Genomic DNA, 24818 nt, shown 5'->3' on the forward strand with positions numbered 1-24818 from the left:
CCATCCTATAATTCTGGAAACATCCAGGGAAAGTTTTCGAGCCCGTCATGCTGAACGCCGTCGGTTTCATAATCATTTTGGGTTGCGTGTTCGGCAGCTTCGTGATCTCGGGCGGCAAGTTCGAGATCATCGCGCACGCGCTGCCACACGAAATGATGGCGATTGCCGGTGCGGCGATCGGCGCCTTCATCGTCGGCAATTCGATGGCAACGGTGAAGAAGGCCGGTGCCGGCCTGGTCCGCTCGTTCAAGGGCGGCCGCTGGAAGGCAAGCGACTATACCGACCTGCTGACGCTGATGTTCACGCTGCTGTCACTGTTCAAGAAGTCCGGCGCCACCGGGATTGAACCGCACCTGGACAAGCCGGAAGAAAGCGATCTCTTCAAGCCCTATCCCCGGCTGCTCGCGGATCACCACCTGATCGAATTCATCTGCGATTACCTGCGGATGATGACGGTGAACTTCGAAGATCCGCATCAGCTCGAATCGGCGATGGAAGCCGATATGGAGAAGCACCATCACGAGGAAACCGGCCCGCAGCACGCGCTGCAGCTGATGGCCGATGGCCTTCCCGCCATCGGCATCGTCGCCGCGGTGCTCGGCGTCATCAAGACGATGGGCTCGATCGATCAGCCCACCGAAATCCTGGGCGCGATGATCGGCGGCGCGCTCGTCGGTACCTTCCTGGGCGTGCTGCTCTCCTACTGCGTGGTCGCCCCGCTCGCCACCAAGCTGCTCGAAACCATCGAGGGGGATTCCAAGCCCTTCTCCATCGTGAAGACCGCGATCGTTGCCTATGCCCAGAACCAGCCGGTGCAGGTGGCCATCGAAATCGCCCGTCGCATGACGCCGTCCGCGTACGCGCCGAGCTTCCAGCAACTCGAAACCGCTCTCGACGAGGCCAAGAATGGACTTTCCCCTGCCGCCGCTTGACGACAGCGCTGATGATGCGCTCGCGTTGCCCGCTCACGGCACGACCGTGACGGCCGCGGACCTCCAAACGCGCCTGATCCAGGCGATCGACGGCGACGGCCCGGTCGAAATCGATGCCTCTCAGGTCGAGAGCGTCGGTCAGGCGGTGCTGCAGCTACTGATCGCCGCCCGCACCGAAGCCGAACGGATCGGCAAGGCCTTCACCATCCTCAACCCCAGCACTGCCTTCACCGATCGTGTGAACCGCTGCCAACTCGCCGCCGCGGTCGGCATTGATACCGGAGACCTCCTGTGACCAAGCTGATCCTTACCGTCGACGATTCCGCGAGCATGCGGATGCTCCTGAAGACCTCGCTGACCTCGCAGGGCTTTCGTATCGAAAGCGCGAATGATGGCCAGCATGGCCTGGAGCGCATGCACGAGGTGAAGCCGGACCTGCTCATCACCGACATCAATATGCCGAAGATGGACGGATTCGAGCTGATCGAGGCCGTACGCAAGGTTCCCGAGTTCAAGGGCGTGCCGATCCTGGTGCTCTCGACCGAATTCTCGGACGAGAAGAAGACTCGTGCCCGCAATGCCGGTGCCACCGGTTGGATTACCAAGCCCTTCGAAGCCACCAAGCTGGGAGCGGCCATCCGCCGCGTTTGCCCGTGAGCGACGAGTTCGACGATATCCAGGCAATCTTCTTCGAAGAGTGCACTGAAGGCCTCACGACAGCCGAAGAAGGCCTGTCGGCGATGCAGGCGGGCGACCTGTCCGCGGAAACCATTGCCGGCGTGTTCCGCGCGATTCACTCGATCAAGGGTGGCGCCGGCGCCTTCGGCCATTCGGATTTGACCGCATTCGCGCACAAGTTCGAAAACGTGCTCGATGAAGTGCGTGCTGGAAAGATCGTCCCCACGCCCGGCGTGATCCGGGTGATGCTCAGCTCGTTCGACGTGCTGTCCGATCATGTCGAAGCGGCGAAGGGCAATGCCTCGCGCCCGAACGACGCGGCGGCGCTGAGCGCGCTGGAACAGGTGCTCGCCAACAAGGGCGTTCCCGATAGCGACGCGCCGGCTGCGGCCGCGCCTGCCCCCGCGCCTGCTGCACCGGCGCCCGCGCCGGCGATGCAGGAAGAGGAAGACGAATTCGGCTTCCGCCCCGTTGGCGTGTCGCTCGATGATCTCGATGGCCCGGCGGAGGAAGCTGCCGGCTGGACCGTCCGCTTCAAGCCCTCGCGTGCTGCGCTCGCCAATGCGGCCGAGCCGCTGCTGACGGTGCGCGAGCTGGAAGGCCTGGGCGCCCGCGTCGAGTCGGTGGATCTCAGCGCGCTGCCGCCACTTCGCGAGATCGATCCGGAGGACAGCTATGTCACCTGGGTCATCGCCGCACCGGCCGAGCTGCCCGAGAGCGACCTCTCCGACTGCTTCGATTTCGTCGCGCCGGACTCGGTGATCGAGATCAAGCGCGGTGGTGAAGAAACGCCTCCCCCCGGCACGACCGAAGCACCCATGGACGGCGACGAAATCCCGTTCGTGCCGGTCACCGCCACCGTTGAAGACTTCATGGACCTTGGTCCTGCCCCGACGCCCGCACCTGCGCCGACCGCAGCTGCGGCAGCGCCTGCCGCCCCCCCTCCCGCGCCGGATCCCGCCCCCGCAGCGGCCGCTACGCCGCCGGCGGGCGGTGGCGGCACGCCGGGTTCGGGCGGCCCGGGTGGTGGTGGCGGTGGTGGCGGTCCGGCCAAGCCTGCCAACGAAGCCGCGCAGACCATCCGCGTCGACCTGGTCAAGCTCGACCTGCTGCTCAACCTGGTCGGCGAGCTTGTGATCCGCAACTCGATCCTGGCTGACCGGCTGTCGCCGGCCGATCGCCAGCGCGTTGAACTGCCCGAACTGGCCCGCCTCACCCGGCAGATCCAGGACAACGTCATGTCGCTGCGCGCCCAGCCGATCCGGCAGGCCTTCAGCCGCGTGCCGCGCATGCTCCGCGATCTTTCGGTCGAGACCGGCAAGCAGATCAACCTCGAGACGATCGGTGAGACGACCGAAGTCGACAAGGGCGTGATCGAGAAGATCGGCGATCCGCTGACCCACATGATCCGCAACGCCGCGGACCATGGCCTGGAAAGCGCCGAGGAGCGGATCGCGGCGGGCAAGGACCCCGCCGGCACGATCAAGCTGTCGGCCGAGCAGAAGGGTGCCCGGATCTTCGTTCGCGTCGCGGACAATGGCCGCGGCATCAATCGCGAACGCGTCCGTGCAAAGGCGGTTGAAAAGGGCATTATCAGCGCCGATGCGGTGCTGACGAACGAGGAAATCGACCAGCTGATCTGCGCGCCGGGCTTCTCCACCGCGGAGAAGATCTCGAACATCTCGGGTCGCGGCGTGGGCATGGACGTGGTGCGCTCGAACGTGGAAGCCCTGGGCGGCCGCGTCGAGATTCACTCGGTACCGGGCGAAGGCACGACCTTCACGATGATCCTCCCGCTCACGCTGGCCATTCTGGACGGCATGATCGTGCGGCTCGCCGGCCAACGCTTCGTCCTGCCGCTGACGCACGTGCTGGAGACGATCCAGCCCGAGCCCGGCCAGGTGAAGCGCACCGCGCCCGACCACGAAGTGATCGACATGCGCGGCGAATATCTGCCGGTGAAGCGCGCGACCGAGATCTTCGGCCTGAACGACGACCGCGCCATCGAGGACTCGCTGGTGGTGATCGTCGAGAGCGAAAGCTCGGGCAAGGTCGGTCTCGTCGTCGACACCATCGATGACCGTCGCGAAGTCGTGATCAAGAGCCTGGATCAGAACCTGCATCCGATCCGCGGCCTGGGTGGCGCGACCATCCTGGGCGACGGCTCGATCGCTCTCATCCTCGACATCGAGGCGCTGGTTTCCTCGCCCACTCGTTTCACGCCCAAAGGACTGGCAGCATGAGCACCACCCCCGACACCGCCAATGATCGCAAGATCGTAACCTTCTCGCTCGCCAAGCAGATCTTCGGGATCGACATGAGCGCGCTCATCGAAATCCGCGAATGGGACGAGCCCACCCCGCTCCCCAACGTGCCCAGCTTCGTCAAGGGCGTGACCAACCTGCGCGGCAACGTCATCCCGGTCGTCGGCCTGGCCGAGCGCCTGGGCTGGGAGCCGAGTGTGCTCCACGCACGCTCGTGCATCCTCGTCGTCAACATCGCAGGCAAGCAAGCGGGCTTCCTCGTCGATGAGGTCAACGACATCGTCGGCATCAACGTGGGCGAGATCCAGCCGGCGCCTGCAGTCGAGACCGCGCTGGAGGAAAGCGTGATCGCGGGCCTGGTGCGCATCGCCACCCGGGCGAAGGACGGCAGCCGGGACGAGAATGGCAGCATGGTGCTGCTGCTCGATCTCGACGCGCTGAGCCTCACCAAGCATCTGGATCTGGCAGCATGAGCCCCGCCGGGGGCGCCATGACGGCGTCCGCCGGCGCCGGGAACGGGATGGCACCGGGCCAGGTGGCGGAGCTCACGCCTCGCGACTTCCAGGCCATCGCGACGATCATGCACGAGGATGCCCGCATCGCGCTGAGCGAGGCGAAGACCACGCTGGTCCAGTCCCGCCTCGCGCGGCGGCTGCGCAAGTTCGGCCTCACCCGCTTCTGCGACTATGTCGATCTGGTGCACAGCGATGCGGAGGAACGCCATGCGATGGTGGTCGCGCTCACGACCAACCACACGCATTTCTTCCGCGAGCCGCACCATTTCGACCATTTCCGCGAAACGGTACTGCCGACGCTGAAGCGCAAGCAGGGCCCGATCCGGATCTGGTCGGCAGGGTGCTCGTCGGGCGAGGAAGTCTATACGATCGCCATGTGCCTGCTGGGGCCGGACCGGAGTTCGGCATCCTGGCTGCGCCAAGCCGACGTGCGGCTGCTGGCCACCGATATCGCCCCGCATGTGGTGGAGTCGGTGCAGCGCGGAGTCTATGCCGAGAACGTCGCCTCCGGCGTGCCGGAACCGTATCGTTCCACCTGGATGCGGCCTGCTGCCGGCGGCTTCCAGATGGCGGACGAAGCGCGCCAGCTCGTCACCGCAAAGGTGCTGAACCTGTTCGAACCATGGCCCCTCAAGGCCGCGTATGACGTGATCTTCTGCCGTAACGTAATGATCTATTTCGGGGATCCCGCGAAGGAAGAGCTGGAACATCGCTTCGTCGAACAGCTCGCACCCGGCGCATTCCTCTATATTGGACATTCCGAACGACTGATCGGCCCCGCCGCTGCCAAGATGCGGTCGTGCGGGCACACAATTTATCATAAGCCGGAGTCCAGGGCATGAAACCAGTACGTACGCTCATCGTCGACGACAGCGCTTCCATGCGCGCGACGCTGAAGCGGATGCTCTCGGCCGATCCCGATATCGAAGTGGTCGGCATGGCGCCGGAGCCGTTCGCGGCCCGCGACATGATCAAGGCGCTCAATCCCGACGTGCTGACGCTCGACGTCGAAATGCCGGGGATGGACGGCCTGTCGTTCCTCGAGCGCATCATGCGCCTCCGGCCGATGCCGGTGGTGATGTGCTCCACCCTCACCGCGCGCGGTGCGGAAGTGACGATCGAGGCGCTGCGCCTCGGCGCGGTCGACTATGTGACCAAGCCGAGCGGCACACCCGAGGATATCGAACGCGACGCGCATCTGCTGTGCGAGAAGGTGAAGACCGCCGCCCGGTCGATCGCCCGCGCCGGGCCGCAGCGCCTGCCCGCCCAGCCGAGCGTCGGCGCAGGCGGCGGTGCCGCCGGCCAGCTGATCGCGATCGGCTCGTCGACGGGCGGCGTGGAAGCACTATTCTCGCTGCTGCCGTCGCTCCCGGAGGATTGCCCGCCGATCCTGATCGTTCAGCACATGCCGGCAACCTTCACGCGCAGCTTCGCACAGCGCCTGAACGCCGAGTGCCGGGTAACGGTGGTGGAAGCTACGGATGGTGCCCAGGTGGCCCCGGGAACCGTCTATATTGCTCCTGGAGGCGAAACGCACATGGAACTGTCTGGGGGGGCGAACGGCCGGATCAAGCTGATCCATGGCGATCCGGTAACGGGGCACCGTCCTTCGGTGGATGTGCTGTTCCGCTCGGTCGCCCGGCTGGGCTCGGGCGCGGTCGGCGTCATCCTCACCGGGATGGGCAGCGACGGCGCACAGGGCTTGCTGGAAATGCGCCGCGCCGGGGCTCGCACCTTCGGGCAGAGCAAGGAGACCTGCGTGGTATGGGGCATGCCCCGCGCCGCGAAGGAACTCGGCGCAGTGGAACGGGAAGTTGGTCTGTCGGCAATGCCGGAAGCTATTCTGAAGGCCTGTCGCGAAACGGTTAAGGTTGGGAGCGCATAAAAATGCCCGCTGCATCACAGATTAAGGTGATGGTCGTCGATGATCAGACCAGTATGCGGGCGATGATCCGTCGTGCGCTACAGGATCTCGGGTTCAAGGACGTGCGCGATAAGCCGAGTGCCACCGAGGCACTGCCGGCGATCAAGAGCGATCGTGTTCACCTGGTCATCTCCGACTACAACATGCCCGATATGGACGGGCTGCAGTTCCTGGAAGCGGTTCGCGCCGATCCGGTGATCGGCAAGACGGTGTTCATCATGCTCACCGGCTCTTCGGATCGCGAGGTTGTGCAGAAAGCGGCCGCGCTGGGCGTCAACAACTATGTCGTGAAGCCTTTCGCGCCAGCGGCGCTGAAGGAGAAGATCGAACGCGTTTTCGGTGAGCTGACCTGATGCGTAGAGTTTCCATCGTCCAGGGCGAAAACGCAGTCATCGGCGAGCCCCATGTCATCATCTCGACTCTGCTGGGAAGCTGCGTGGCCGCGTGCCTGTACGACCCGGTGGCAAAGGTGGGCGGCATGAACCATTTCCTGCTGGGAGAACCCGGCGCGGATCATAAGGTCTCGGGTTCGGATATGGCGCGCTATGGCGTCCACGCGATGGAGCTCTTGATCAACGGGATGATGGCCAAGGGCGCAACGCGCACGCGGCTTCAGGCCCATCTTTATGGTGGCGCCAACATCATCTCCGGTCTGGGCGGCATTGGTGCCTCCAATGCTGCCTTCGCCCGCCGGTTCATGGAAACCGAAGGCATTTCGATTGCGCATTGCGATCTCGGCGGCACGCTCGCCCGCAAGGTCGAGTTCCTGCCGCACGAGGGCAAGAGCCGCTGCACCAAGGTGGCGGAGCGCGTCCAAGAACGTCCCGTTGCGCCCCCGCCCATGCCCGCACCCGGCGGAGAATTGGAGCTTTTCTGATGTCGTGCCTGCCCATGTCGGAACCCTCGAACACGCACCCCCTGCCCGGCTACGATCCGTTCGCCGGCGTGCTGCACAGCGTGATGGCGGGCGAGATCCGCGAAATCCGGGAGAAGCTGGAACTGCTGGCCGAAGTGCTCGTGTGCGACGAGCATTTCGCCAACAACTATCTGGAACAGCTCCAAGCCTTCGATTACCTCATCCAGCACGCCGATGAGTGCGTGAACCTGCTTGATCGCATCGCAGGCGGCGAGGATTCGCTCTCGGCGATCAGCCATGTGCGGCTCGGCGCTGTGCAGGATCGCCTGCGTACCGCGTTGAAGGGCCAGTAACATGGCCCGAGGGGGGGACGCGCGGCCGATCATCGTCAAGAAGGTCAAGAAGATCGCGGGCGGCCATCATGGCGGCGCGTGGAAGGTGGCCTATGCCGATTTCGTGACGGCGATGATGGCGTTCTTCATGCTGCTGTGGCTCATCTCCAATCCCGACAAGGATCGGCTGAAGGGCCTGGCCAAGTATTTCTCCCCGACGATCGCGGACAACGCACCGGCAACACCGGTCAGCAACACCGCGCCCGGTGCGGGCGGCCCGACCCGCCGTTCCGAGGCGGATCCCACCCCTGCCAAAGGCCAGCCGACCTTCCAGGCTGCCACCGCAGGCACGGCGCGCGGCGGCACTGCGGACGTGCCGGCAACGATGCGCGTCATGGCCTCCGAACTGATGGTTGCGCTCGAAGCCTCGCCGGATGCTCAGGGCAAGAAGAATATCGACATCCAGCAGGATCGCTTCGGCCTGCGGATCACGCTGATGGATACCGACCAGCAATCGATGTTCAAGCCGGGCACGGCGGATCTCAACCCCTATGCCCGCCAATTGCTGGCCAAGGTGGCAGGCAAGATCGCCAATATCGGCGCCCAGATCGCCATCGAAGGGCATACCGATGGCGCGGGCGGGCAGAGCGATGCCAATTGGCTGCTCTCCGGCCAGCGGGCTCTTGCCGCGCGCTCGGCGCTGGTTGCGAACGGCGTGACGGCAGATCGCTTCGCGGAGGTGATCGCGATGGGCGCTACCCAGCCGGTCTATCCGGATCAGCCGGCGCGCGCCGAAAACCGCCGCATCAGCATCGTGCTGCGAGGCCAGACCTCCGCACTCCCCAGCGATTCCAGCTTCAAGTTCTGAGGGCGCGGTGAAGAAAATCCTGTTCCTGCTGGTCGTCCTGATCGCCGGCCTCGGCATCGGCGGCGGCGCGGCCTATGCGATGGTGCAGATGCTAGGCATCGGCGCAGCGGCGGCTCATGCCGAAGTCAAGGAAGAGAAGGCGGAGGAGCCGACCCGGTTCGTCCCTACCGGACGGGTGCTGGCACCCCTCGTCTTCGCCGACGGCCGGCTTGCCGGCTATGCCGCTTTCGAAGTGCAGCTGGAGGTGGACGAGGCGAAGGCCGATTACGTCACTACGCGCCTTCCGCTCCTGCTCCACGCGATCAACATGCGCACCTATCGCACGCCGCTTGCGGCCGGGCCGGACGGCATGTTGCCGAACCTGGACAGCTTCCGCACCGTTGTCGATGCCGCCGCCACCGAGGCGTTCGGCGCGAAGGCGATCCGCAAGGTTGCCGTCACCGCCGCCACCCCGGCCTGATCGCCGGGACGCGTCGCTTCAGATTCCGTCCGGAACGGGTTGGAAGCCGCGCGTTGCCAACCCTTCGGCAAGCGCCGCGATACAGGCGTCGAGTACCGCCGCATCGGTTGCCCGCACCACGAAATTGGCACCCACCTTGCCCTCGCGAAAAAACGGGTAGCTGCCGATAGCGACGCCCGGATGTGCCTGCTCGGTATCGGCCAGCAGATCGGCGATCTCGCTTTCGGCCACCCAACAGCCGATCGTGCGCGACAGGACCGGGCGGCCGCCTTCCAGCGTGCCGGTCAGCGCGTCCAGCATCCCCGCGGCGATGTGCGGCACGCCCGCAAGGATAAACAGATTGCCGACGCGCAGTCCCGGTGCGCCGGACATCCGGTTCGGGATCAGTGCCGCGCCCTGCGGCGCCCGCGCCATGCGCATCCGCGCCTCGGTCAGCCCGCCGCGGCTGGCATAATAGCCCTCGAGCATCGCGCGGGCTTCCGCATGGATCTCCACCGGCACGCCCAGTGCCGCGGCGATCGCATCGACGGTGATGTCGTCATGGGTCGGCCCGATGCCGCCGGTGGTGAAGCAGTAATCATTGCGCAGACGCAGCGCGTTTACCGCCTCGACGATCGCCGCCTGCACATCGGGCACCACCCGCACCTCGGCGAGGCGGATGCCCTGCACATTGAGCCAGCTGGCGAGTTGCGCGACGTTTCGGTCCTGCGTCCGGCCCGAAAGGATTTCGTCGCCGATCACCACCAGGGCCGCTGTCCAGATCCGCTCTTGCATGTGCACTGCGCTACGCCCTCGCAAAGCGGCGTGCAAATGCCTATATTGCCATGATGACCGAATATGTGACCGTCACAGCGGACATGCCGCTGGCTCGCAGCCATGCGATCAAGCTCCATGGCCCCGAAGGGTTCGAAGGGATGCGCCGCGCCGGCCGTCTCGCGGCGGAGATTCTGGATGCGCTGGTGCCGCATGTCGTGCCGGGCGTCACGACGCAGGAGCTGGACGACATCGTCCGCAAGATGGCGATCGATGGCGGCGGCGTGCCCGCGACCTTGGGCTATCGCGGCTATACGCATAGCTGCTGCATCTCGATCAACCATGTCGTCTGCCACGGTATCCCGAGCGACCGCGCGCTGAAGGATGGCGATATCGTCAATATCGACGTGACGCCGCTCGTCGATGGTTGGCACGGCGACACCAGTCGCATGTTCCTCGTGGGCGACGTGCCGATCAAGGCGCGCCGGCTCGTTGACGTCACCTATGAATGCCTGATGCTCGGCATTGAACAGGCGAAGCCCGGCAATCACCTCGGCGACATCAGCCACGCTATCCAGCGCCATGCCGAAAAGCACCGCTATGGCGTGGTGCGCGATTTCTGCGGGCACGGCGTGGGGCGCATGTTCCATGACGCGCCGGAAGTGGTGCATGTCGGCCGGCCGGGCACCGGGCCGGAACTGAAGCCCGGCATGTTCTTCACCATTGAACCGATGATCAACACCGGCCGGCCGGACGTGAAGCTGCTCGACGATGGCTGGACGGCGGTGACGCGCGATCGATCGCTTTCGGCGCAGTTCGAACACTCGATCGGCATCACCGAAACCGGCTGCGAAATCTTTACTCTCAGCCCCAAGGGCCTGCACCAGCCGCCCTATTGAACACGCCACGAGCCTAAACTTCCTAAACTTAGCGGAGGCGGCGAGAGGGCGACCGCAACAATCTTGCGCTCTCCCGCAACTTCCGCTACCCGGCGGCCAGCATCAAGAGTCGGGCCGACGCCCGGCACCAACCTGCCCCGTGCAAGGTGGTGCCTCTGTCCATGGATGGAGGGATGTGGCCGAACCGGCAACACGGTGTTCAAGCCACGCTTTCGTCGGTCTGCCTCTCTGGTGATGGAACCAGTAACAAGGCAGGTAGCGCGTGAAGACGACCGACGTTCAGCAATTCGCCAGCGACAACTATGCCGGGATCTGCCCGGAAGCCTGGGCGGCAATGGAAGCCGCCAATCGCGGTCACGCCCCGGCCTATGGCGACGACAGCTGGACGCAGGCCGCCGCCGACGCCTTCCGCACGCTGTTCGAAACCGATTGCGAAGTGTTCTTCGCCTTCAACGGCACGGCGGCCAATTCTCTAGCCCTGGCAGCGCTCTGCCAGTCGTACCATAGCGTGATCTGCTCAGCCGCCGCCCATGTCGAGACCGACGAGTGCGGCGCACCGGAATTTTTCTCCAATGGCTCGAAGCTGCTGGTGGCGCAGAGCCAGGACGGCAAGCTGACGCCGGAAGCGGTGCGGGCCGTTGCCACCAGCCGCTCCGACATCCATTTCCCCAAGCCGCGCGTCGTGACGATCACCCAGCCCACCGAAACCGGGCAGGTCTACACGGTCGAGGAAGTGCGGGCGCTCTCCGGCGTCTGCCGCGAACTCGGGCTGAAGCTGCACATGGATGGCGCGCGCTTCGCCCATGCATGTGCCACCCTGGGCTGCGATCCGGCCGAGATCACCTGGCGGGCGGGCGTCGACGTGCTCTGCTTCGGCGGCACCAAGAACGGCATGGCGGTGGGCGAAGCCGTGCTCTTCTTCGATCGCACGCTGGCGCAGGATTTCGATTACCGTTGCAAGCAGGCGGGCCAGCTCGCCTCGAAAATGCGGTTCCTCGCCGCGCCGTGGGTTGGAATGCTGGAAAACGGCGCCTGGCTGCGCAATGCCGCCCACGCCAATGGCTGCGCCCAGCGACTGGCCGAACAGATCCAGGGTCTGTCCGGCATCGAGCTGATGTTCCCGGTGGAGGCGAACGGCGTGTTCGTGCGAGCGCCAGAGCCGGCGCTGGAGGCGCTGCGGGCGCGCGGCTGGCGCTTTTACACATTCATCGGCGGCGGCGCCCGCTTCATGTTCGCCTGGGACGCCGATCCGGCGCGGGTGGATCAGCTGGCAGACGACATCCGCGCGGTGAGCGGCACGACAGCCATGGCGGCCTGATGGAAAAGCCTCCCCCGGGATCCCGGGGGAGGGGAAACGCCGGTCAGCCGACGAACGCGCGCTCGATCACGAAATCGCCCGGCGCGTTGTTCGAGCCTTCCTTGAAGCCCTTGCCTTCGAGCAGCGCCGCAAAGTCGCGGATCATGTCCATCGATCCGCACAGCATCACGCGGTCGGTCTCCGGGTGCAGCACCGGGTCGCCGGGCACGCCCTCGAACAGCTTGCCGTTCTCCAGCAGCTCGCCGATGCGGCCACTGGTGTGGAACGGCTCGCGGGTCACCGTCGGCACATAATGGAACTGCGCGGCCGCCTGCTCGCCGATCAGCGGATCGTCGGCCAACTTTGCGGACAGTTCGTCGTGATAGGCAAGGTCGCTCACCCGGCGGACGCTGTGCACCGCCACCACCTGCTCGAACCGTTCATAGATTTCCGGATCACGTGCGACACTGAGGAATGGCGCGAGCCCGGTCCCCGTCGAGAGCAGGAACAGCCGGCGACCCGGCAGCAGTGCGTCGGCGACCAGCGTGCCGGTCGACTTCTTGCCGAGATAGATATCGTCACCCGGCACGATCTTCTGCAGCTTCGAGGTCAGCGGGCCGTCCTGCACCTTGATCGACAGAAATTCGAGCTCCTCCGCCCAAGACGGGCTGGCGACCGAATAGGCGCGCATCAGCGGCTTGTCGCCTTCGCCTTGCAGGCCAATCATCACGAACTCGCCCGAGCGGAAGCGGAAGCTGGCAGGCCGCTCGATCGCGAAGCTGAACAGATGCTCGTTCCAGTGGCGGACCCAGAGCACCTTGGCGGTGGCGAAAGCGGGATGTTCGGGCAGCAGCGCCGGCGCGCGCGTATCGACGGTCATGGTGGGAAGGATCCTCGTTCGAACTCTCTGAGCGACCGGGCGTCCCGCCAAGCGGCGCCGCGATCAGAAAACATGAAGGCGGCCCTCTGCCACCAGAAGCGCCCCGCGTCCAGAAAGGAGGACTTCAAGGCGCTAAACCCTGGCGGGCCGCACGCCTGTCGCAAAGCTGTCATCAAATGCTAAGACCGCGTTTACCAGCAGCTGCGTAGGTGGCGCGCGATGTCCACCCTGCCCGCGCATCCCCGCCGCCTTCTGGATTGGCTCACCCCCGCCGAGCGGAACCCGCCCTTCGTCGCGCTGGATGCGCCGCTCGCGCCTGCCATACGCCGCTTTCAGGATGAGCCCGACCTGCGCCTGCTGCCGGTGCTGGACGCCCTTCACAAGCCGATCGGCGCGATCTTCGAGAAGGACGTCCGCCGCCTGCTGCTCAACCCGTTCGGCCATGCGCTGCTGCGCAATCCCGCCTATGGGCGGCGGATCGAAACCTTGATCCGGCCCTGCCCCACGGCCGATCTGCACGTGCCGGCCCGCGCCGTGCTCGATAGCTATGCCGCCGAGAACGGCCAGGAAGGTATGATCCTGACCAGCAATGGCCGGCTGTTCGCGGTGATCAGCAATCGCAGGCTGATCCGGCTCGCGGCCGAGGAGCAGTTGCAGGACGCTGAGCGCCAGATGGCGCGGGCGCGGCGCATTGAAACGGCAAGCGAGCGGATTGAGGCCGAAGTCGCCGCGTTGGCGGAGCAGTTGCGCAGTCTCGCCGGCACGCTGCGAAACGGTGCCACCGCAACCGCCGAACGCGCGGCGATCAACAGCGCCGCCGCCACGGCGCTTGCGGCAGAGGTCGCCCAGCGGCGCGACAATCTTGCGGCGATCGGGCGGGAGACGGATGCGCTGGCTGCCACGCTCGACGCCATCGGCCGCGACACCGCGACGGCACGTGCCGCGACGGTGGAGGCCGTGCAGCGCGTGGACGACAGCCGCACCCGCATCGCTGAGCTGGGCAGCTTTGCCGAGACGATCGGCACCGTCACCGCCGTGATCCGCGGCATCGCGTCTCAAGTGAACCTGCTCGCATTGAATGCCGCCATCGAAGCGGCGCGTGCCGGCCCGGCCGGAGCCGGCTTCACCGTGGTGGCGAACGAAGTGAAGCTGCTCGCAGGCCAAGCGGGGCGAGCAGCGCAAAGCGTGAGTGGGCAGGTCGAGGCAATCCGCGCCGCCGTGGAACGGGTAAGCGCAAATCAGGAGCGGGTGGAAGCCGCCATTGCGGCCATTGCCGGCATGACCCACAATGTCGAACATGCGGTACGCGAGCAGCATCTCGCGACCCACAGAATCGCGCTAAACGTCGGCGACAGTGTGGAAAGCACCCATTCAGTGCAGAACGATATTGAGCAGGTGGGGGCCTCCGCTAGCGCCGCCGCCGACAACGCTGCCCACATCGCCGATCTGTCGATCGACTTGCTGGTTGGCGCGGAGCAGCTCTCCGCGGGCGTCGATCGTTTCGTGTCCGAGCTACATGCCAGCTGAACAAGCAGCAACTGCTCAATTCTTAGGCACGATTCCACCTCCGTAACCGTTCGGCGCGTGCGATGCTCTAGCTACTCCCGTTCTGGCACGTGGGTTGCTAAACACCCAGGAATCACACCTACTGCGGCTCGACACCCGCTGGCCTGGGGGAAGAAGTGAAGAAGATCGAAGCCATCATCAAACCGTTCAAGCTCGACGAAGTGAAGGAAGCGCTGCACGAAGTGGGCGTTTCCGGCATCACCGTTACCGAGGCGAAGGGCTTCGGGCGGCAGAAGGGCCATACCGAGCTGTACCGCGGTGCCGAGTATGTCGTTGATTTCCTGCCCAAGGTGAAACTGGAAGTGGTGGTGGAAGACGGCCTGGCCGAGCGCGTGGTCGAAGCCATCGCCGCTGCCGCGCAGACTGGGCGCATCGGGGACGGTAAGATTTTCGTCATCCCGGTGGAGACTGCGCTTCGGATCCGCACGGGCGAACGCAACGAAAACGCCGTTTGACGACGCGCAACGCCACGTCGATTGTGCGCGCGCGAAAAGAAATTTAATTGCCCGATTCGTTGGGCACACGAAAGAGAGCGAAAGGGCTTAGAACGATGGCGAATTCGGCCAGTGACATTCTGAAGATGGTGAAGGATCAGGAGATCGAGTGGATCGACCTGCGCTTCACCGACCCCAAGGGCAAGTGGCAGCACCTGACTATGGTCGCGTCAGTCCTCGGCGAGGACGAGCTGACCGATGGCCTGATGTTCGACGGCTCGTCGATCGAAGGCTGGAAGGCGATCAACGAGTCCGACATGATCCTGAAGCCGGATCTGGACGCCGTCTGGGTCGATCCGTTCTCGGCCACCCCGATGCTGATCCTGGTGTGCGATATCGTCGAGCCCTCGACCGGCGAGCTCTATGCCCGCGATCCGCGCTCGACCGCGAAGCGCGCCGAGGCGTATCTGAAGACTACCGGCATCGGCGACACCATCTATGTCGGCCCGGAAGCCGAGTTCTTCATGTTCGACGACGTCCGGTTCGAGAACAGCTACTCGACCAGCTACTACAAGATCGACGACATCGAACTGCCGGGAAATACGGGCCGCGAGTATGAAGCCGGCAATCTCGGCCACCGTCCGCGCGCCAAGGGCGGCTATTTCCCCGTCGCGCCGGTCGACAGCGCCGTCGACATCCGCGGCGAGATGGTTTCGACCATGCTCGAAATGGGCCTGCCGTGCGACAAGCACCACCACGAAGTCGCGGCAGCGCAGCACGAACTGGGCCTGACCTTCGGCACGCTCGTGACCACCGCCGATCGCATGCAGATCTACAAGTATGTCGTGCACCAGGTAGCGCAAGCCTATGGCAAGACCGCGACCTTCATGCCGAAGCCGATCAAGGAAGATAACGGCTCGGGCATGCACACCCACATGTCGATCTGGGAAAAGGGCCAGCCCCTGTTCGCCGGCAACGGCTATGCAGGCCTGTCCGAGACCTGCCTTTACTTCATCGGCGGCGTGATCAAGCACGCCAAGGCGCTCAACGCCTTCACCAACCCGTCGACCAACAGCTACAAGCGCCTGGTCCCGGGCTATGAGGCGCCGGTGCTGCTCGCCTATTCGAGCCGCAACCGCTCGGCCTCGTGCCGCATCCCGTACGGCACGGGCAGCAAGGCGAAGCGCGTCGAGTTCCGCTTCCCGGACGCGCTGGCTAACCCGTATCTCTGCTACTCGGCGCTGCTGATGGCCGGCCTGGACGGCATCCAGAACAAGATCCACCCGGGCGACCCGATGGACAAGAACCTGTACGATCTGCCGCCGGCCGAGCTGGCCGAAGTGCCGACCGTGTGCGGTTCGCTCCGCGAGGCGCTGGACAGCCTGGAAGCCGATTTCGACTTCCTGCTGAAGGGCGACGTGTTCTCGAAGGACCAGATCGAGGCCTATATCGAGATCAAGCGCGCCGACGTGGCCCGTTGGGAAATGACCCCGAGCCCGGTCGAGTACGACATGTACTATTCGAGCTGATCCTCGCCGGATCGGTTTCAAGGAAGGGGCGTCCGGAGCGATCCGGGCGCCTTTTTCTATGCCACCGGCCAGCCTCGAAAACTATGCGCGAGGGTCATGCAACCGGGTACGGACCCGCACCCCGATAAGCATAGACGGCTGCGGGCTTCGGTGCTCCCGTTTCCGCCACCTGGTAGCGCGCCAAGAAAGTGAGCCGATCGCGCGGCAGCGGCGATCGGCCGGGATCGCCGACCAACACTTCAATGCCGGAAGCGACGCATCCGTCGAGAAAGGGAACCACACGCGCGGCGACATCGGGCGCGTAGAACAGGTCGCCGGCCAGGATCACGTCGACCGCCGGCGACGGTGCGTTCATCACATCTCCGACAATGTCTTCAAGTATCACGCCGTTCAGCGTCGCGTTCAATGCGATCGCCGCGCGGCCATGCGCGTCGACCTCGGACGCTGCGACGCCGGCAGCACCCATGCGCGCGGCGACGATCGCCACCAGCCCGGATCCCGCGCCCAGATCGAGCACCCGGCGGCCCGCGACAAGCGCCGGGCAGGCCTGCAGATGCTGGGCCAGCGCCAGCCCCCCGGCCCACCAGAATGCCCAATAGGGAGGCGGCCCCTCCGCCGCCCACCGGCCGACGCCGCTGGACGGCCCGGCCTTATGCAAATGCACATCGACGATCCCCGGCACTGGCGTAACCGGCAGGTGCGCACGGATGAAGCTTTGCGCATGGCTCACAACGCGCGCCCCAGCCAGGCCACACGTCCGATCACCTCATACGCCCCCATGGCGACAAAGCGCGGCGGATAGGCTGGGTTGTCGCTGACCATGTCGATCCCGCCCACCGCCGAACGCACCCGCTTCACGACCAGCGCCTCCTCCACCCGCAGCACGAAAATGCCGCGCGAATCGATGCGCCGCTTGTCGCGATCGACCAGGATTTCATCGCCGTCGCCCAGTGTCGGCAGCATGGAATCACCGGTAACCCGGATCATGGACGCCGCCTCCGGCCGCACGCCGAGCTGTCGCAGCAACAAGGGTGGGAAGGGAAAGGGCTGGCGCGCCGCCTCCTCGCCCGCAAAGGCGCCGGCACCGGCCGCAGCGCGCACGTCCAGGCGCGGTACCGGGACTAAAATCGCCGGCGATGGACCGCCGAGCGCCGCCTCATCGACACCAAGATAGGCGGCGAGCCGCGCTCGGTCGCGCTCGCTCAGCTCGCGCGGAGAACCGCGATGCAGATATTGATGGAGATAGGCCGCATTGCGCCCGAGCACACGCGAAAGTTCGGACAGGCTGAGCCCCCGTTCGGCAATCAGCCCCGCCAGAGCGACACGTTGAAAATCTCCATTCATAGCCTCTTTCCTACACATAGGATTTTTCCTAGGCAAGGTTCGCGATGAGAACAAATAGGGATCATCACGAGTCGAACGTGGAGGAGGACTGGATGTCAGTGCATCAGGAAGTTGAAACATTCCTGCAGAGTACACGAATGTCAGCGGCCCGCTTCGGCCGCTTGGCGGCGGGCGATCCGCGACTGGTGTACGATATGCGGCTCGGCCGGAGGCCAGGCGCGGACCTTTCGGCGCGGCTGCGCGCCTTCATCGCCGCGCAGGCATGCGGCCGGGGAGCGGCACGATGAGCGGGCGGCGCGATCTGGGCACGCGAATGGAGCGTGTCCTGCAAAAGGCAGCGTACGCTGCCGGATGCCCGCTCACGATCCTAACTGCCAAATGGGTGCGATGGTCCAGTGCAAGCTTCGACGGCGCCCGACACCTGCTCACCATCGAGCTGGACGAGACGGCAGCATCCGCCGCGTGGCTCGATGCGCTACCGGAAGCGGATCTGCCCATCCCGGGTCATCTCGTCGCTGATCTGGTGATCGCTAGCCGCTCGACGAGCGGCGGCAGGATCACCGCCGCGGTGGAAGTGCTGACGGTGGAGGCTTGCTGATCCGGATGCTCAGCCCTGGCGGACCAGCGTACGCAAGGTGGCAAGCCCATCATCCAGCCTGCGATCAGTGCGGGTGCGATGATGCTGGTTACGCGGCGGCGTCGCCACCTCACGCCGGATGACGCCGCGATTCAGGCGATCGAGAAGCGCATGCGCCGCACTGTCCATCTCGCCGTCGATACTACCGGCGTTAGGCCTGCGGCGCGGTGCATCCACCGATGCCGCGTGCACCGCATGCAGGCCGGGAACGACCGGGGCGGCCCACCCTCCGGTGGAAGGCGCGGTGATTGCCCTGGGCGTAGCCGCACTGCCGTCGGAATCGCTCTGCGGCGCACCAGCAGCGCGGCGGCGAACCAGCAGGGTGGCGCCCCCCCCCGAACATGAGCCGAAAAGCCCTGCGGCGACGACGAGACCAAGTCGACCGAAATTGCCGGCTTGGGCCACACCGCCCGCCGACCAGACCTGCAACTTGGCGGATAATAGTTCGCCGGTGGCCGTCGCCGATACAGCGGCGGCTGCGATAACGGAGACACCGCCAAGCGTAACGGCGGCTATGGGTACGAGCGACAGCTTCATGCATTCACCCGATACGTGTGCGACCACGTGTTGTTCATGCCATCTTTATGGCAAGGTTTTCATACAGAATGTTGTAGCGCGCAACATTTACAATGGCGTTACGCCGCCCTTGCGTGTGCGTTTTCCTATATTTGTTGGCTAACAAGTTCAAAAGACGCAGGAAAAAATTTTTTCCTGCGTCGCCTGCCTATGTTGCCGAGTGTTACTGCGCAGCCTCGCTCCCACCATCGCCGGCACGAAGCCGGCGACGGCGAGTGGATATCTTCAGGCAGGCGCGGTCACGTCTTCCAGAGCAGCGATCACCGCCTGGTTGAAGGCAGGGATATCATCCGGCTTGCGGCTAGTGATCAGATTGCCGTCCTGCACCACCGCCTCATCGACGACATCGGCGCCGGCATTGGCAAGATCGGTGCGGATCGAAGGCCAGCCCGTCAACCGGCGGCCTGCGACCACGTCGGCTTCGGCCAGCAGCCAGGGCGCGTGGCAGATCGCCGCAACGACGCGGTTCGAGTCCATGAACGTCCGCACGATTTCGACGGCGCGGGTGTTCATCCGCAGCTTGTCCGGATTGCCGACGCCGCCGGGCAGCAGCAGCGCATCGAACTGTTCCAGATCCACCTGCTCCACCGTGGCGTCCGGGGTTATGCTCTTGCCCTTCTCGCCGGCCTTTTCGCCGGTGATGGGCGCCATCTTCAGCGAAGCGAGCGTTACCTGTGCGCCGGCATCAAGCAGCGCCTGGCGCGGGTCAAACAATTCTGATTCCTCGAAACCATCGGTGGCGATCATCAGTACGCGGGCATTCTTCAACTGCGCCATGGGGGCATCCTCTCTCGATCACTGGATGATCGGGCAACCCCCGCGCCCTTAGGCAGGTTCCGGAACGAATTGTTGCTGCGGCGCATTTTGCGCCCACGGAACAAGGAACTGCAATGGACAGCGCCGACATCGTCTATGTCGATGATCATGAACCGGGCATCACACGGCGCAAGATGCGACATGGCTGGGGATATTTCGACGCGAACGGCGACCGCATCACCGACCGCGACGTAATTGAACGGCTGAACGCGATCGGGCTGCCGCCGGCCTATGTCGACGCCTGGTTCTGCCCCGACCCCAACGGCCATATCCAGGCCACCGGCTATGACGCGAAGGGGCGCAAGCAGTATCGCTATCATACCGGCTTTCGCGAAGCTCAGGAGGCGGCAAAATATGATCGCTGCGGCAACTTCGGCGAACGGCTGCCGCGCCTTCGCCGCAAGGTGGAAGCAGACCTGCGCCTGCGCGGACTGTGCCGCGAAAAGGCAATTGCAGCCGTGGTGCGGCTGCTCGATCTGGGCACCATCCGCATCGGCAACGAAGCCTATGCCCAGGAAAACAAGAGCTTTGGCGCTACGACGCTGCGCAAGCGCCACGCGGTGGTGAAAGGCGGAGTGCTGAAGCTGCAGTTCCGCGCCAAATCGGGCAAGCTGCGGATCATGACCGTTTCGGATCGTTCGCTCAGCAGCTTCGTCAAGCGTTGCCAGGATCTGCCGGGCCAGCATCTGTTTCGCTGGGTCGACACGGAAGGTGGTGCGCATCCCGTCACGTCCAGCGATGTCAACGCCTATATCCGCGATGCCATGGGTGACAATTTCACCGCCAAGCATTTCCGCACTTGGGGGGCAAGCGTAATCGCCTTTAAAACGCTGGCCCAGTCGGATGCCTATATCGGCCTGAAAACGTTGCTCGAGCCGGTTACCGAAGCGCTGGGCAACACGCCGGCCATCGCCCGAAAGTCCTATGTCCACCCGCGCCTGATCGATCTGGCACGCGACAAGCAGGCGCAGGCGCTGTTCCGCGCCGGCTTGCGCTTGCCGCGTACGACGCAGTACCTCGATCGCTACGAACGTGGCCTGATCGCTTTTCTGGAAAGCGATCCCGCCGAACAGCCAGCCAAGGCAGCCTGATCCCGACGATGCTGAACGCCAACAAATCCTCCCCCGCCCATCTCGAACGCCAGATCACGAGTTTTGTCGGCGATACGCCGGAATGGCTCGCCGAACATTGGCTGAGCATCCTGATCGCCACCGGCATTGCCGCCGGCATCGTGCTCCTGCTCCATACGCTCAGATCCTGGGGGATGCGGCTGTGCCGCAACAGCGAGAGCGGCGGCACGAACTGGTACACGATCCTTGGCCGCACCGTCGCCCGCACCGGCAATTTCTTTATTCTGATGACGGCGATCCGGCTGGTGGTAAACTATGCGCAGACGCCGGCGCTGCTGGACAAGACCGTCACCTTCCTGTTCACCGTGGCTGCAGCCTTCCAGGCCGCGATCTGGGTCCGCGAAGTCATTTTCGGGCTGATCGAGCATCGCACCCATGGCGACAAGCCCAGCGAGAGCCTGGCCAGCGCTATCGGCATCATCCGACTGCTGATTTCCATCGCGTTGTTCGCCATCGCGCTAGTGATGGTGCTGAGCAATGTGGGCGTGAACGTCACCGGCCTAGTCGCCGGTCTCGGCGTCGGCGGCATCGCCATCGGTCTGGCCGCGCAGGGCATCTTCGGCGATCTGATCGCGGCGCTGTCGATCCTGTTCGATCGCCCGTTCCGGGTGGGCGACAATATCAAGTTCGATCAGACCAGCGGCACGGTGGAAGGCATCGGCCTCAAATCCACTCGCGTCCGCTCATTCGACGGCGAGATGCACATCATCTCGAACCGGCAGCTGCTCGACAAGGAACTGCAGAACCTCTCCGATCGCACACGCATCCGCCTGCCGTTCAAGCTCGGCGTCGCATATGAGACGCCGCCCGACGTGCTGGATCGGCTGCCCGAGATTCTCAAAGACATCGTCGAGGCGAATGGCGCAACCGCGGTCCGCAACGGCTTTTCGGGATTTGGTGCGAGTTCGCTCGACTATGAGCTGATCGCCGAAGTGCATTCGTCCGACTGGAACATCGCCCACCCGACGCGGGACCGGATCGCGACGGGCATTCTACGCAAATTCGCTGAGGAGGGGATTTCCATCCCCTACCCCACTCAGACCAGCTTTACCGCAGCGCCCGATGGCAAGCTGATCCTGCCCTATCCGGATGTGCAGCCGGTACTGCGCGTCGACAAGGATCCGGGAGAGCGATAACCGCTCCCTCGTTTCAAATCCCCCCTTCGTCCAGGCTGAGCAGCGTCGCATTACCGCCGGCGCTGGTGGTATCCACCGACACCGCCCGCTCCGCGCAGAAGCGGTGCAGATAGTGCGGCCCGCCCGCCTTGGGGCCGGTGCCCGACAGGCCCTCGCCGCCAAAGGGCTGCGAGCCCACCACCGCGCCGATCATCGAACGGTTGATGTAGAGATTGCCGACCCGCGCCTCCGCTTCCACCAGCTCGGCCGAGCGGGCGATGCGGCTGTGCAGGCCCATGGTCAGGCCGAAGCCCTTGGCGTTGACCCGCGCCACCGTCTCGGCAAGCGTGCCCGCCTTCCAGGTGGCGACGTGGAGGATCGGGCCGAACCATTCGCGGGTCAGGTCCTCGGGCCGGTCGATGCGGATCATCGTCGGCGGCACGAACAGGCCGGTAGCCGGCACCGGCACGGTCTTGATCCACTGGGCCTTGGCGCTGTCACGATAGGCCATCAGCTTGTCATAGGCCGCCTGGTCGATCACCGGGCCGATATCGGTACGCGGATCGGCGGGATCGCCGAGGATCAGCAACTCCATCGCGCCGCGCAGCATCTCGATCACGCCCTCGGCGATCTCTTCCTGCAGCAGCAGCAGGCGCAGCGCCGAGCAGCGCTGCCCGGCCGAGCGGAAGGCCGAGGTGAGCACATCGGCCACCACCTGTTCGGGCAGCGCGGTGGAATCGACGATCATCGCGTTGATGCCGCCGGTTTCGGCGATCAGCGGCACCAGCGGGCGGTCTTCGCCCTCCAGCAGCGCGGCGGCGATCTTCTTGGCGGTCGGCGTAGAGCCGGTGAAGGCCACGCCGGCGATGCGCGGATCTGAGGTGAGCGCGGCGCCCACTTCCGGCCCGCCGGTCACCAGCACCAGCGCATTCTCCGGCACGCCCGCCTGATGGGCCAGGCGCACCGCCGCACGGGCGATCTCCGGCGTCTGCGGGGCGGGCTTGGCGACGACGGCGTTGCCGGCGACCAGCGCCGCCGCGGTCTGGCCGAGGAAGATCGCCAGCGGGAAATTCCACGGCGCGATCGTCGCCCATACGCCGCGGCCTTCCATGCGCAGCTCGTTGCGCTCGCCCGTCGGCCCGGGCAGGGTGATCGGGGCAAGCCCGGTGCGCGCCTGGAGCGCGTAGTAACGGCAGAAATCGGCGGCCTCGCGGACCTCGCCGAGCGCATCGGGAATGGTCTTGAAGGCTTCCTTCACCGCTAGCGCCATCAGCTCGATGCGGTTTTCCTCGAGCAGGTCGGCGAGGCGCTCCAGCACCGCCGCACGGGTGGCGAGCGGCGTCGCGGACCATGCCGGGAAGGCGATCGAGGCGCGATCGATGGCCGCCCTTACATCGGGTGCCGCGTTGGGGGTGACACTGGGCAGCGGCTTGGCTGCAATCGCTGCTGCCGTCTCCGCCAGGACGGTCCGCTCGGCCAGATCGATCCCGCCGCTGTTCTTCCACGCCCCGAACAATTCCACCGGCAGCGGGATGCTCGGATGCCGCGTGCCGCCGACCGCAGCGATCTTATCCACCGGATCGGCGAGCAGTTCCTCCTCGCTCAGTTGCTCGTCGGCAAGCTGGTGAACGAAGCTGGAATTCGCGCCATTTTCGAGCAGGCGGCGGACGAGATAGGCGAGCAGGTCGCGATGCCCGCCCACCGGCGCGTAGATACGGCAGTGATAGCCCTGTTCGTTGACGAGGCGCTCGTACAGCCCCTCGCCCATGCCGTGCAGCCGCTGGAATTCGAAGTCACGGCTGTCACCGGCCCAGTCGAGGATCGTCGCAACGGTCAGCGCATTGTGGCTGGCAAAGGCCGGCACGATGTTCTTCGCCGCCAGCATGTCGCGCGCGCAGGCGAGGTACGACACGTCGGTCGCCGCCTTGCGCGTGAACAGCGGATAGTCGGGCAGGCCCTCCACCTGCGTGCGCTTGATCTCGCTGTCCCAATAGGCGCCCTTGACCAGCCGGACATGCATCGGTCGGCCGAGATCGTCGGCCCAGCCGATCACCGCGCGGGCGCGCTTGCCATAGGCCTGGACCGCCATGCCGAAGCCGCTCCAGCCCTTCAGCTCGGGCCGGCGCGCGACCGAACCGATGATGTCGAGGCTCATCTCCAGCCGCTCGCTCTCCTCGGCGTCGACGGTGAGCGGGATGCCCTGTGCCGCCGATTCCGAGGCGAGCTGGGCCAGCATGTCGGTCAGCTCGGGCACGCAGCGGTCGTACTGCGCGACTTCGTAGCGCGGGTGGAGGGCGGAGAGCTTGACCGAGATCGAATGGCCCGCCTTGGGATCGCGGCCGACCGCGCGGATCGCCTCGAAATAGGCCTGGAAATAGCGTTCGGCATCAGCCTTGGTGCGTGCCGCTTCGCCCAGCATGTCGAAGCTGGCGGTGAAGCCCTTGTTCTCGGGCTTCTTCATGCGCTTCATCGCCTCGTCGATGGTGCGGCCCATCACGAAGACTTCGCCCATCCGCTTCATCGCGGCACCCACCGCCTGGCGGACGAAGGGCTCGCCCGCGCGCGAGATCAACCGGCGAAGCGCCCCGGTCTTCTCGTCGCCGACCAGCGCGCGGCCGAGCATCAGGCCCCAGGTGGCGGAATTGACCAGCACTGAGTTCGATTTGCCCGAATGCGCCTTCCAGTCGGCATCGCCGATCTTGTCGGCGATCAGCAGGTCGGCGGTCTCGGGATCCGGCACGCGCAGGAACGCCTCGGCCAGGCTGAGCAGCGCGACGCCTTCGGACGAATTCAGCCGATATTCCTGGAGGAACTGGTTCACCCAGCCGCGGGTCTGCGCCGCGCGCAGGTCGGCCAGCAGCGCGAGGGCGTGATCCATCACCCGCTCGCGCGAATCAGGCGTGAGTCGCGCCCGTTCCAAAAGCGGTTTTAGAACATCCGGTTCGGCCGCACGGTGCAGCTTGGCCATCGTTTCACGGTGGTGTGACGGTACGGCAGTCGGCATTTTCCAGTT

Annotated in this window: 27 protein-coding genes and 1 riboswitch; of the genes, 20 read left to right on the forward strand and 7 right to left on the reverse strand. The window is 65.2% G+C overall.

Annotated features, from left to right (window positions below; all coding sequences use genetic code 11):
- Positions 1-47 precede the first annotated feature (47 nt).
- The 12 genes from motA to ACNFJ7_RS07450 are packed head-to-tail and all read left to right on the forward strand — an operon-like array spanning position 48 to position 8829.
- Positions 48-932: a flagellar motor stator protein MotA gene (gene motA, locus ACNFJ7_RS07395; protein ID WP_019367850.1), complete on the forward strand. Its 885-nt coding sequence runs from the start codon at positions 48-50 to the stop codon at positions 930-932.
- Positions 907-1227: an STAS domain-containing protein gene (locus ACNFJ7_RS07400; RefSeq protein ID WP_019367849.1), complete on the forward strand. Its 321-nt coding sequence runs from the start codon at positions 907-909 to the stop codon at positions 1225-1227. The genes motA and ACNFJ7_RS07400 overlap by 26 nt, the downstream gene beginning before the upstream one ends.
- Positions 1224-1589 carry a response regulator gene (locus ACNFJ7_RS07405; protein WP_019367848.1) on the forward strand — a complete coding sequence of 122 codons (366 nt, stop codon included), beginning with the start codon at positions 1224-1226 and terminating at the stop codon, positions 1587-1589. The genes ACNFJ7_RS07400 and ACNFJ7_RS07405 overlap by 4 nt, the downstream gene beginning before the upstream one ends.
- Positions 1586-3853, forward strand: a complete 2268-nt coding sequence (locus ACNFJ7_RS07410; protein ID WP_019367847.1) for a chemotaxis protein CheA — start codon at positions 1586-1588, stop codon at positions 3851-3853. Before ACNFJ7_RS07405 ends, ACNFJ7_RS07410 begins: the two co-directional genes overlap by 4 nt.
- Positions 3850-4347, forward strand: a complete 498-nt coding sequence (locus tag ACNFJ7_RS07415; protein WP_019367846.1) for a chemotaxis protein CheW — start codon at positions 3850-3852, stop codon at positions 4345-4347. The genes ACNFJ7_RS07410 and ACNFJ7_RS07415 overlap by 4 nt, the downstream gene beginning before the upstream one ends.
- A gap of 17 nt (positions 4348-4364) precedes the next feature.
- Positions 4365-5231 carry a CheR family methyltransferase gene (locus ACNFJ7_RS07420; RefSeq protein ID WP_019367845.1) on the forward strand — a complete coding sequence of 289 codons (867 nt, stop codon included), beginning with the start codon at positions 4365-4367 and terminating at the stop codon, positions 5229-5231.
- Positions 5228-6274, forward strand: coding sequence for a protein-glutamate methylesterase/protein-glutamine glutaminase (locus ACNFJ7_RS07425; RefSeq protein WP_019367844.1), 1047 nt, complete (start codon positions 5228-5230; stop codon positions 6272-6274). The genes ACNFJ7_RS07420 and ACNFJ7_RS07425 overlap by 4 nt, the downstream gene beginning before the upstream one ends.
- Positions 6275-6276: 2 nt before the next feature.
- Positions 6277-6666 carry a response regulator gene (locus ACNFJ7_RS07430; RefSeq protein ID WP_026008828.1) on the forward strand — a complete coding sequence of 130 codons (390 nt, stop codon included), beginning with the start codon at positions 6277-6279 and terminating at the stop codon, positions 6664-6666.
- Complete coding sequence (locus ACNFJ7_RS07435) at positions 6666-7190, forward strand: chemotaxis protein CheD (RefSeq protein WP_019367842.1); 525 nt, start codon at positions 6666-6668, stop codon at positions 7188-7190. Before ACNFJ7_RS07430 ends, ACNFJ7_RS07435 begins: the two co-directional genes overlap by 1 nt.
- The gene (locus ACNFJ7_RS07440; RefSeq protein ID WP_019367841.1) at positions 7190-7522 is read left to right on the forward strand and encodes a hypothetical protein; all 333 of its coding nucleotides are present in this window, start codon (positions 7190-7192) and stop codon (positions 7520-7522) included. The genes ACNFJ7_RS07435 and ACNFJ7_RS07440 overlap by 1 nt, the downstream gene beginning before the upstream one ends.
- Before the next feature lies 1 nt (position 7523).
- Positions 7524-8369, forward strand: a complete 846-nt coding sequence (locus ACNFJ7_RS07445; RefSeq protein ID WP_019367840.1) for a flagellar motor protein MotB — start codon at positions 7524-7526, stop codon at positions 8367-8369.
- Positions 8370-8376: 7 nt separating this feature from the next.
- The gene (locus ACNFJ7_RS07450) at positions 8377-8829 is read left to right on the forward strand and encodes a hypothetical protein (protein ID WP_019367839.1); all 453 of its coding nucleotides are present in this window, start codon (positions 8377-8379) and stop codon (positions 8827-8829) included.
- An 18-nt stretch (positions 8830-8847) separates the two neighbouring features.
- On the opposite strand, the gene ACNFJ7_RS07455 is transcribed toward ACNFJ7_RS07450, so the two are convergent.
- The gene (locus ACNFJ7_RS07455; RefSeq protein WP_019367838.1) at positions 8848-9603 is read right to left on the reverse strand and encodes a competence/damage-inducible protein A; all 756 of its coding nucleotides are present in this window, start codon (positions 9601-9603) and stop codon (positions 8848-8850) included.
- 53 nt (positions 9604-9656) lie between these two features.
- Between ACNFJ7_RS07455 and map the strand changes: the two genes are divergently transcribed.
- Together map and ACNFJ7_RS07465 are read left to right on the forward strand one after the other, a co-directional pair.
- The gene (gene map / locus ACNFJ7_RS07460; RefSeq protein WP_026008827.1) at positions 9657-10481 is read left to right on the forward strand and encodes a type I methionyl aminopeptidase; all 825 of its coding nucleotides are present in this window, start codon (positions 9657-9659) and stop codon (positions 10479-10481) included.
- Between the two features lie 94 nt (positions 10482-10575).
- Positions 10576-10686: riboswitch (SAM-I-IV-variant riboswitch) on the forward strand.
- A 57-nt stretch (positions 10687-10743) separates the two neighbouring features.
- Positions 10744-11799: a threonine aldolase family protein gene (locus tag ACNFJ7_RS07465; RefSeq protein WP_019367836.1), complete on the forward strand. Its 1056-nt coding sequence runs from the start codon at positions 10744-10746 to the stop codon at positions 11797-11799.
- A gap of 43 nt (positions 11800-11842) precedes the next feature.
- Here ACNFJ7_RS07465 and ACNFJ7_RS07470 read toward each other — a convergent pair whose 3' ends face one another.
- Positions 11843-12658 carry a ferredoxin--NADP reductase gene (locus ACNFJ7_RS07470; RefSeq protein ID WP_019367835.1) on the reverse strand — a complete coding sequence of 272 codons (816 nt, stop codon included), beginning with the start codon at positions 12656-12658 and terminating at the stop codon, positions 11843-11845.
- A 219-nt stretch (positions 12659-12877) separates the two neighbouring features.
- Here ACNFJ7_RS07470 and ACNFJ7_RS07475 point away from each other — a divergent pair, with 219 nt between their 5' ends.
- The 3 genes from ACNFJ7_RS07475 (at position 12878) to glnA (ending at position 16187) form a co-directional block, all read left to right on the forward strand.
- Entirely contained in the window at positions 12878-14185 is a 1308-nt protein-coding gene (locus ACNFJ7_RS07475) for a methyl-accepting chemotaxis protein (protein ID WP_019367834.1), read from the forward strand.
- Between the two features lie 155 nt (positions 14186-14340).
- Positions 14341-14679 (forward strand): P-II family nitrogen regulator, encoded by a 339-nt coding sequence (locus ACNFJ7_RS07480; protein WP_019367833.1) that lies wholly within the window; start codon positions 14341-14343, stop codon positions 14677-14679.
- A 95-nt stretch (positions 14680-14774) separates the two neighbouring features.
- Positions 14775-16187, forward strand: a complete 1413-nt coding sequence (gene glnA, locus ACNFJ7_RS07485; protein WP_019367832.1) for a type I glutamate--ammonia ligase — start codon at positions 14775-14777, stop codon at positions 16185-16187.
- Between the two features lie 94 nt (positions 16188-16281).
- Here glnA and ACNFJ7_RS07490 read toward each other — a convergent pair whose 3' ends face one another.
- Together ACNFJ7_RS07490 and ACNFJ7_RS07495 are read right to left on the reverse strand one after the other, a co-directional pair.
- Entirely contained in the window at positions 16282-16917 is a 636-nt protein-coding gene (locus ACNFJ7_RS07490; RefSeq protein ID WP_019367831.1) for a class I SAM-dependent methyltransferase, read from the reverse strand.
- A complete protein-coding gene (locus ACNFJ7_RS07495) occupies positions 16914-17531 on the reverse strand; it encodes a S24 family peptidase (protein ID WP_019367830.1) in 618 nt (205 codons plus the stop codon). The genes ACNFJ7_RS07490 and ACNFJ7_RS07495 overlap by 4 nt, the downstream gene beginning before the upstream one ends.
- 283 nt (positions 17532-17814) lie before the next feature.
- On the opposite strand from ACNFJ7_RS07495, the gene ACNFJ7_RS07500 reads away from it, so the two are divergent.
- On the forward strand, positions 17815-18129 hold the full coding sequence (locus ACNFJ7_RS07500; RefSeq protein WP_037512746.1) for a hypothetical protein: 315 nt from the start codon (positions 17815-17817) through the stop codon (positions 18127-18129).
- Between the two features lie 9 nt (positions 18130-18138).
- On the opposite strand, the gene ACNFJ7_RS07505 is transcribed toward ACNFJ7_RS07500, so the two are convergent.
- Both ACNFJ7_RS07505 and ACNFJ7_RS07510 read right to left on the reverse strand, forming a co-directional pair.
- The gene (locus tag ACNFJ7_RS07505) at positions 18139-18705 is read right to left on the reverse strand and encodes a hypothetical protein (protein ID WP_419724240.1); all 567 of its coding nucleotides are present in this window, start codon (positions 18703-18705) and stop codon (positions 18139-18141) included.
- Positions 18706-18969: 264 nt separating this feature from the next.
- On the reverse strand, positions 18970-19521 hold the full coding sequence (locus ACNFJ7_RS07510; RefSeq protein WP_019367826.1) for a DJ-1/PfpI/YhbO family deglycase/protease: 552 nt from the start codon (positions 19519-19521) through the stop codon (positions 18970-18972).
- Positions 19522-19634: 113 nt separating this feature from the next.
- On the opposite strand from ACNFJ7_RS07510, the gene ACNFJ7_RS07515 reads away from it, so the two are divergent.
- Positions 19635-20651 carry a DNA topoisomerase IB gene (locus tag ACNFJ7_RS07515; protein ID WP_019367825.1) on the forward strand — a complete coding sequence of 339 codons (1017 nt, stop codon included), beginning with the start codon at positions 19635-19637 and terminating at the stop codon, positions 20649-20651.
- An 8-nt stretch (positions 20652-20659) separates the two neighbouring features.
- Positions 20660-21826, forward strand: coding sequence for a mechanosensitive ion channel family protein (locus ACNFJ7_RS07520; RefSeq protein ID WP_019367824.1), 1167 nt, complete (start codon positions 20660-20662; stop codon positions 21824-21826).
- A gap of 13 nt (positions 21827-21839) precedes the next feature.
- Here the strand turns inward: ACNFJ7_RS07520 and ACNFJ7_RS07525 are convergent, their stop codons facing one another.
- On the reverse strand, positions 21840-24773 hold the full coding sequence (locus ACNFJ7_RS07525; RefSeq protein ID WP_019367823.1) for an L-glutamate gamma-semialdehyde dehydrogenase: 2934 nt from the start codon (positions 24771-24773) through the stop codon (positions 21840-21842).
- Positions 24774-24818: the final 45 nt, after the last annotated feature.

This window comes from Sphingomonas sp. HT-1, assembly GCF_048568905.1.
Classification (GTDB): Bacteria; Pseudomonadota; Alphaproteobacteria; order Sphingomonadales; family Sphingomonadaceae; genus Sphingomonas.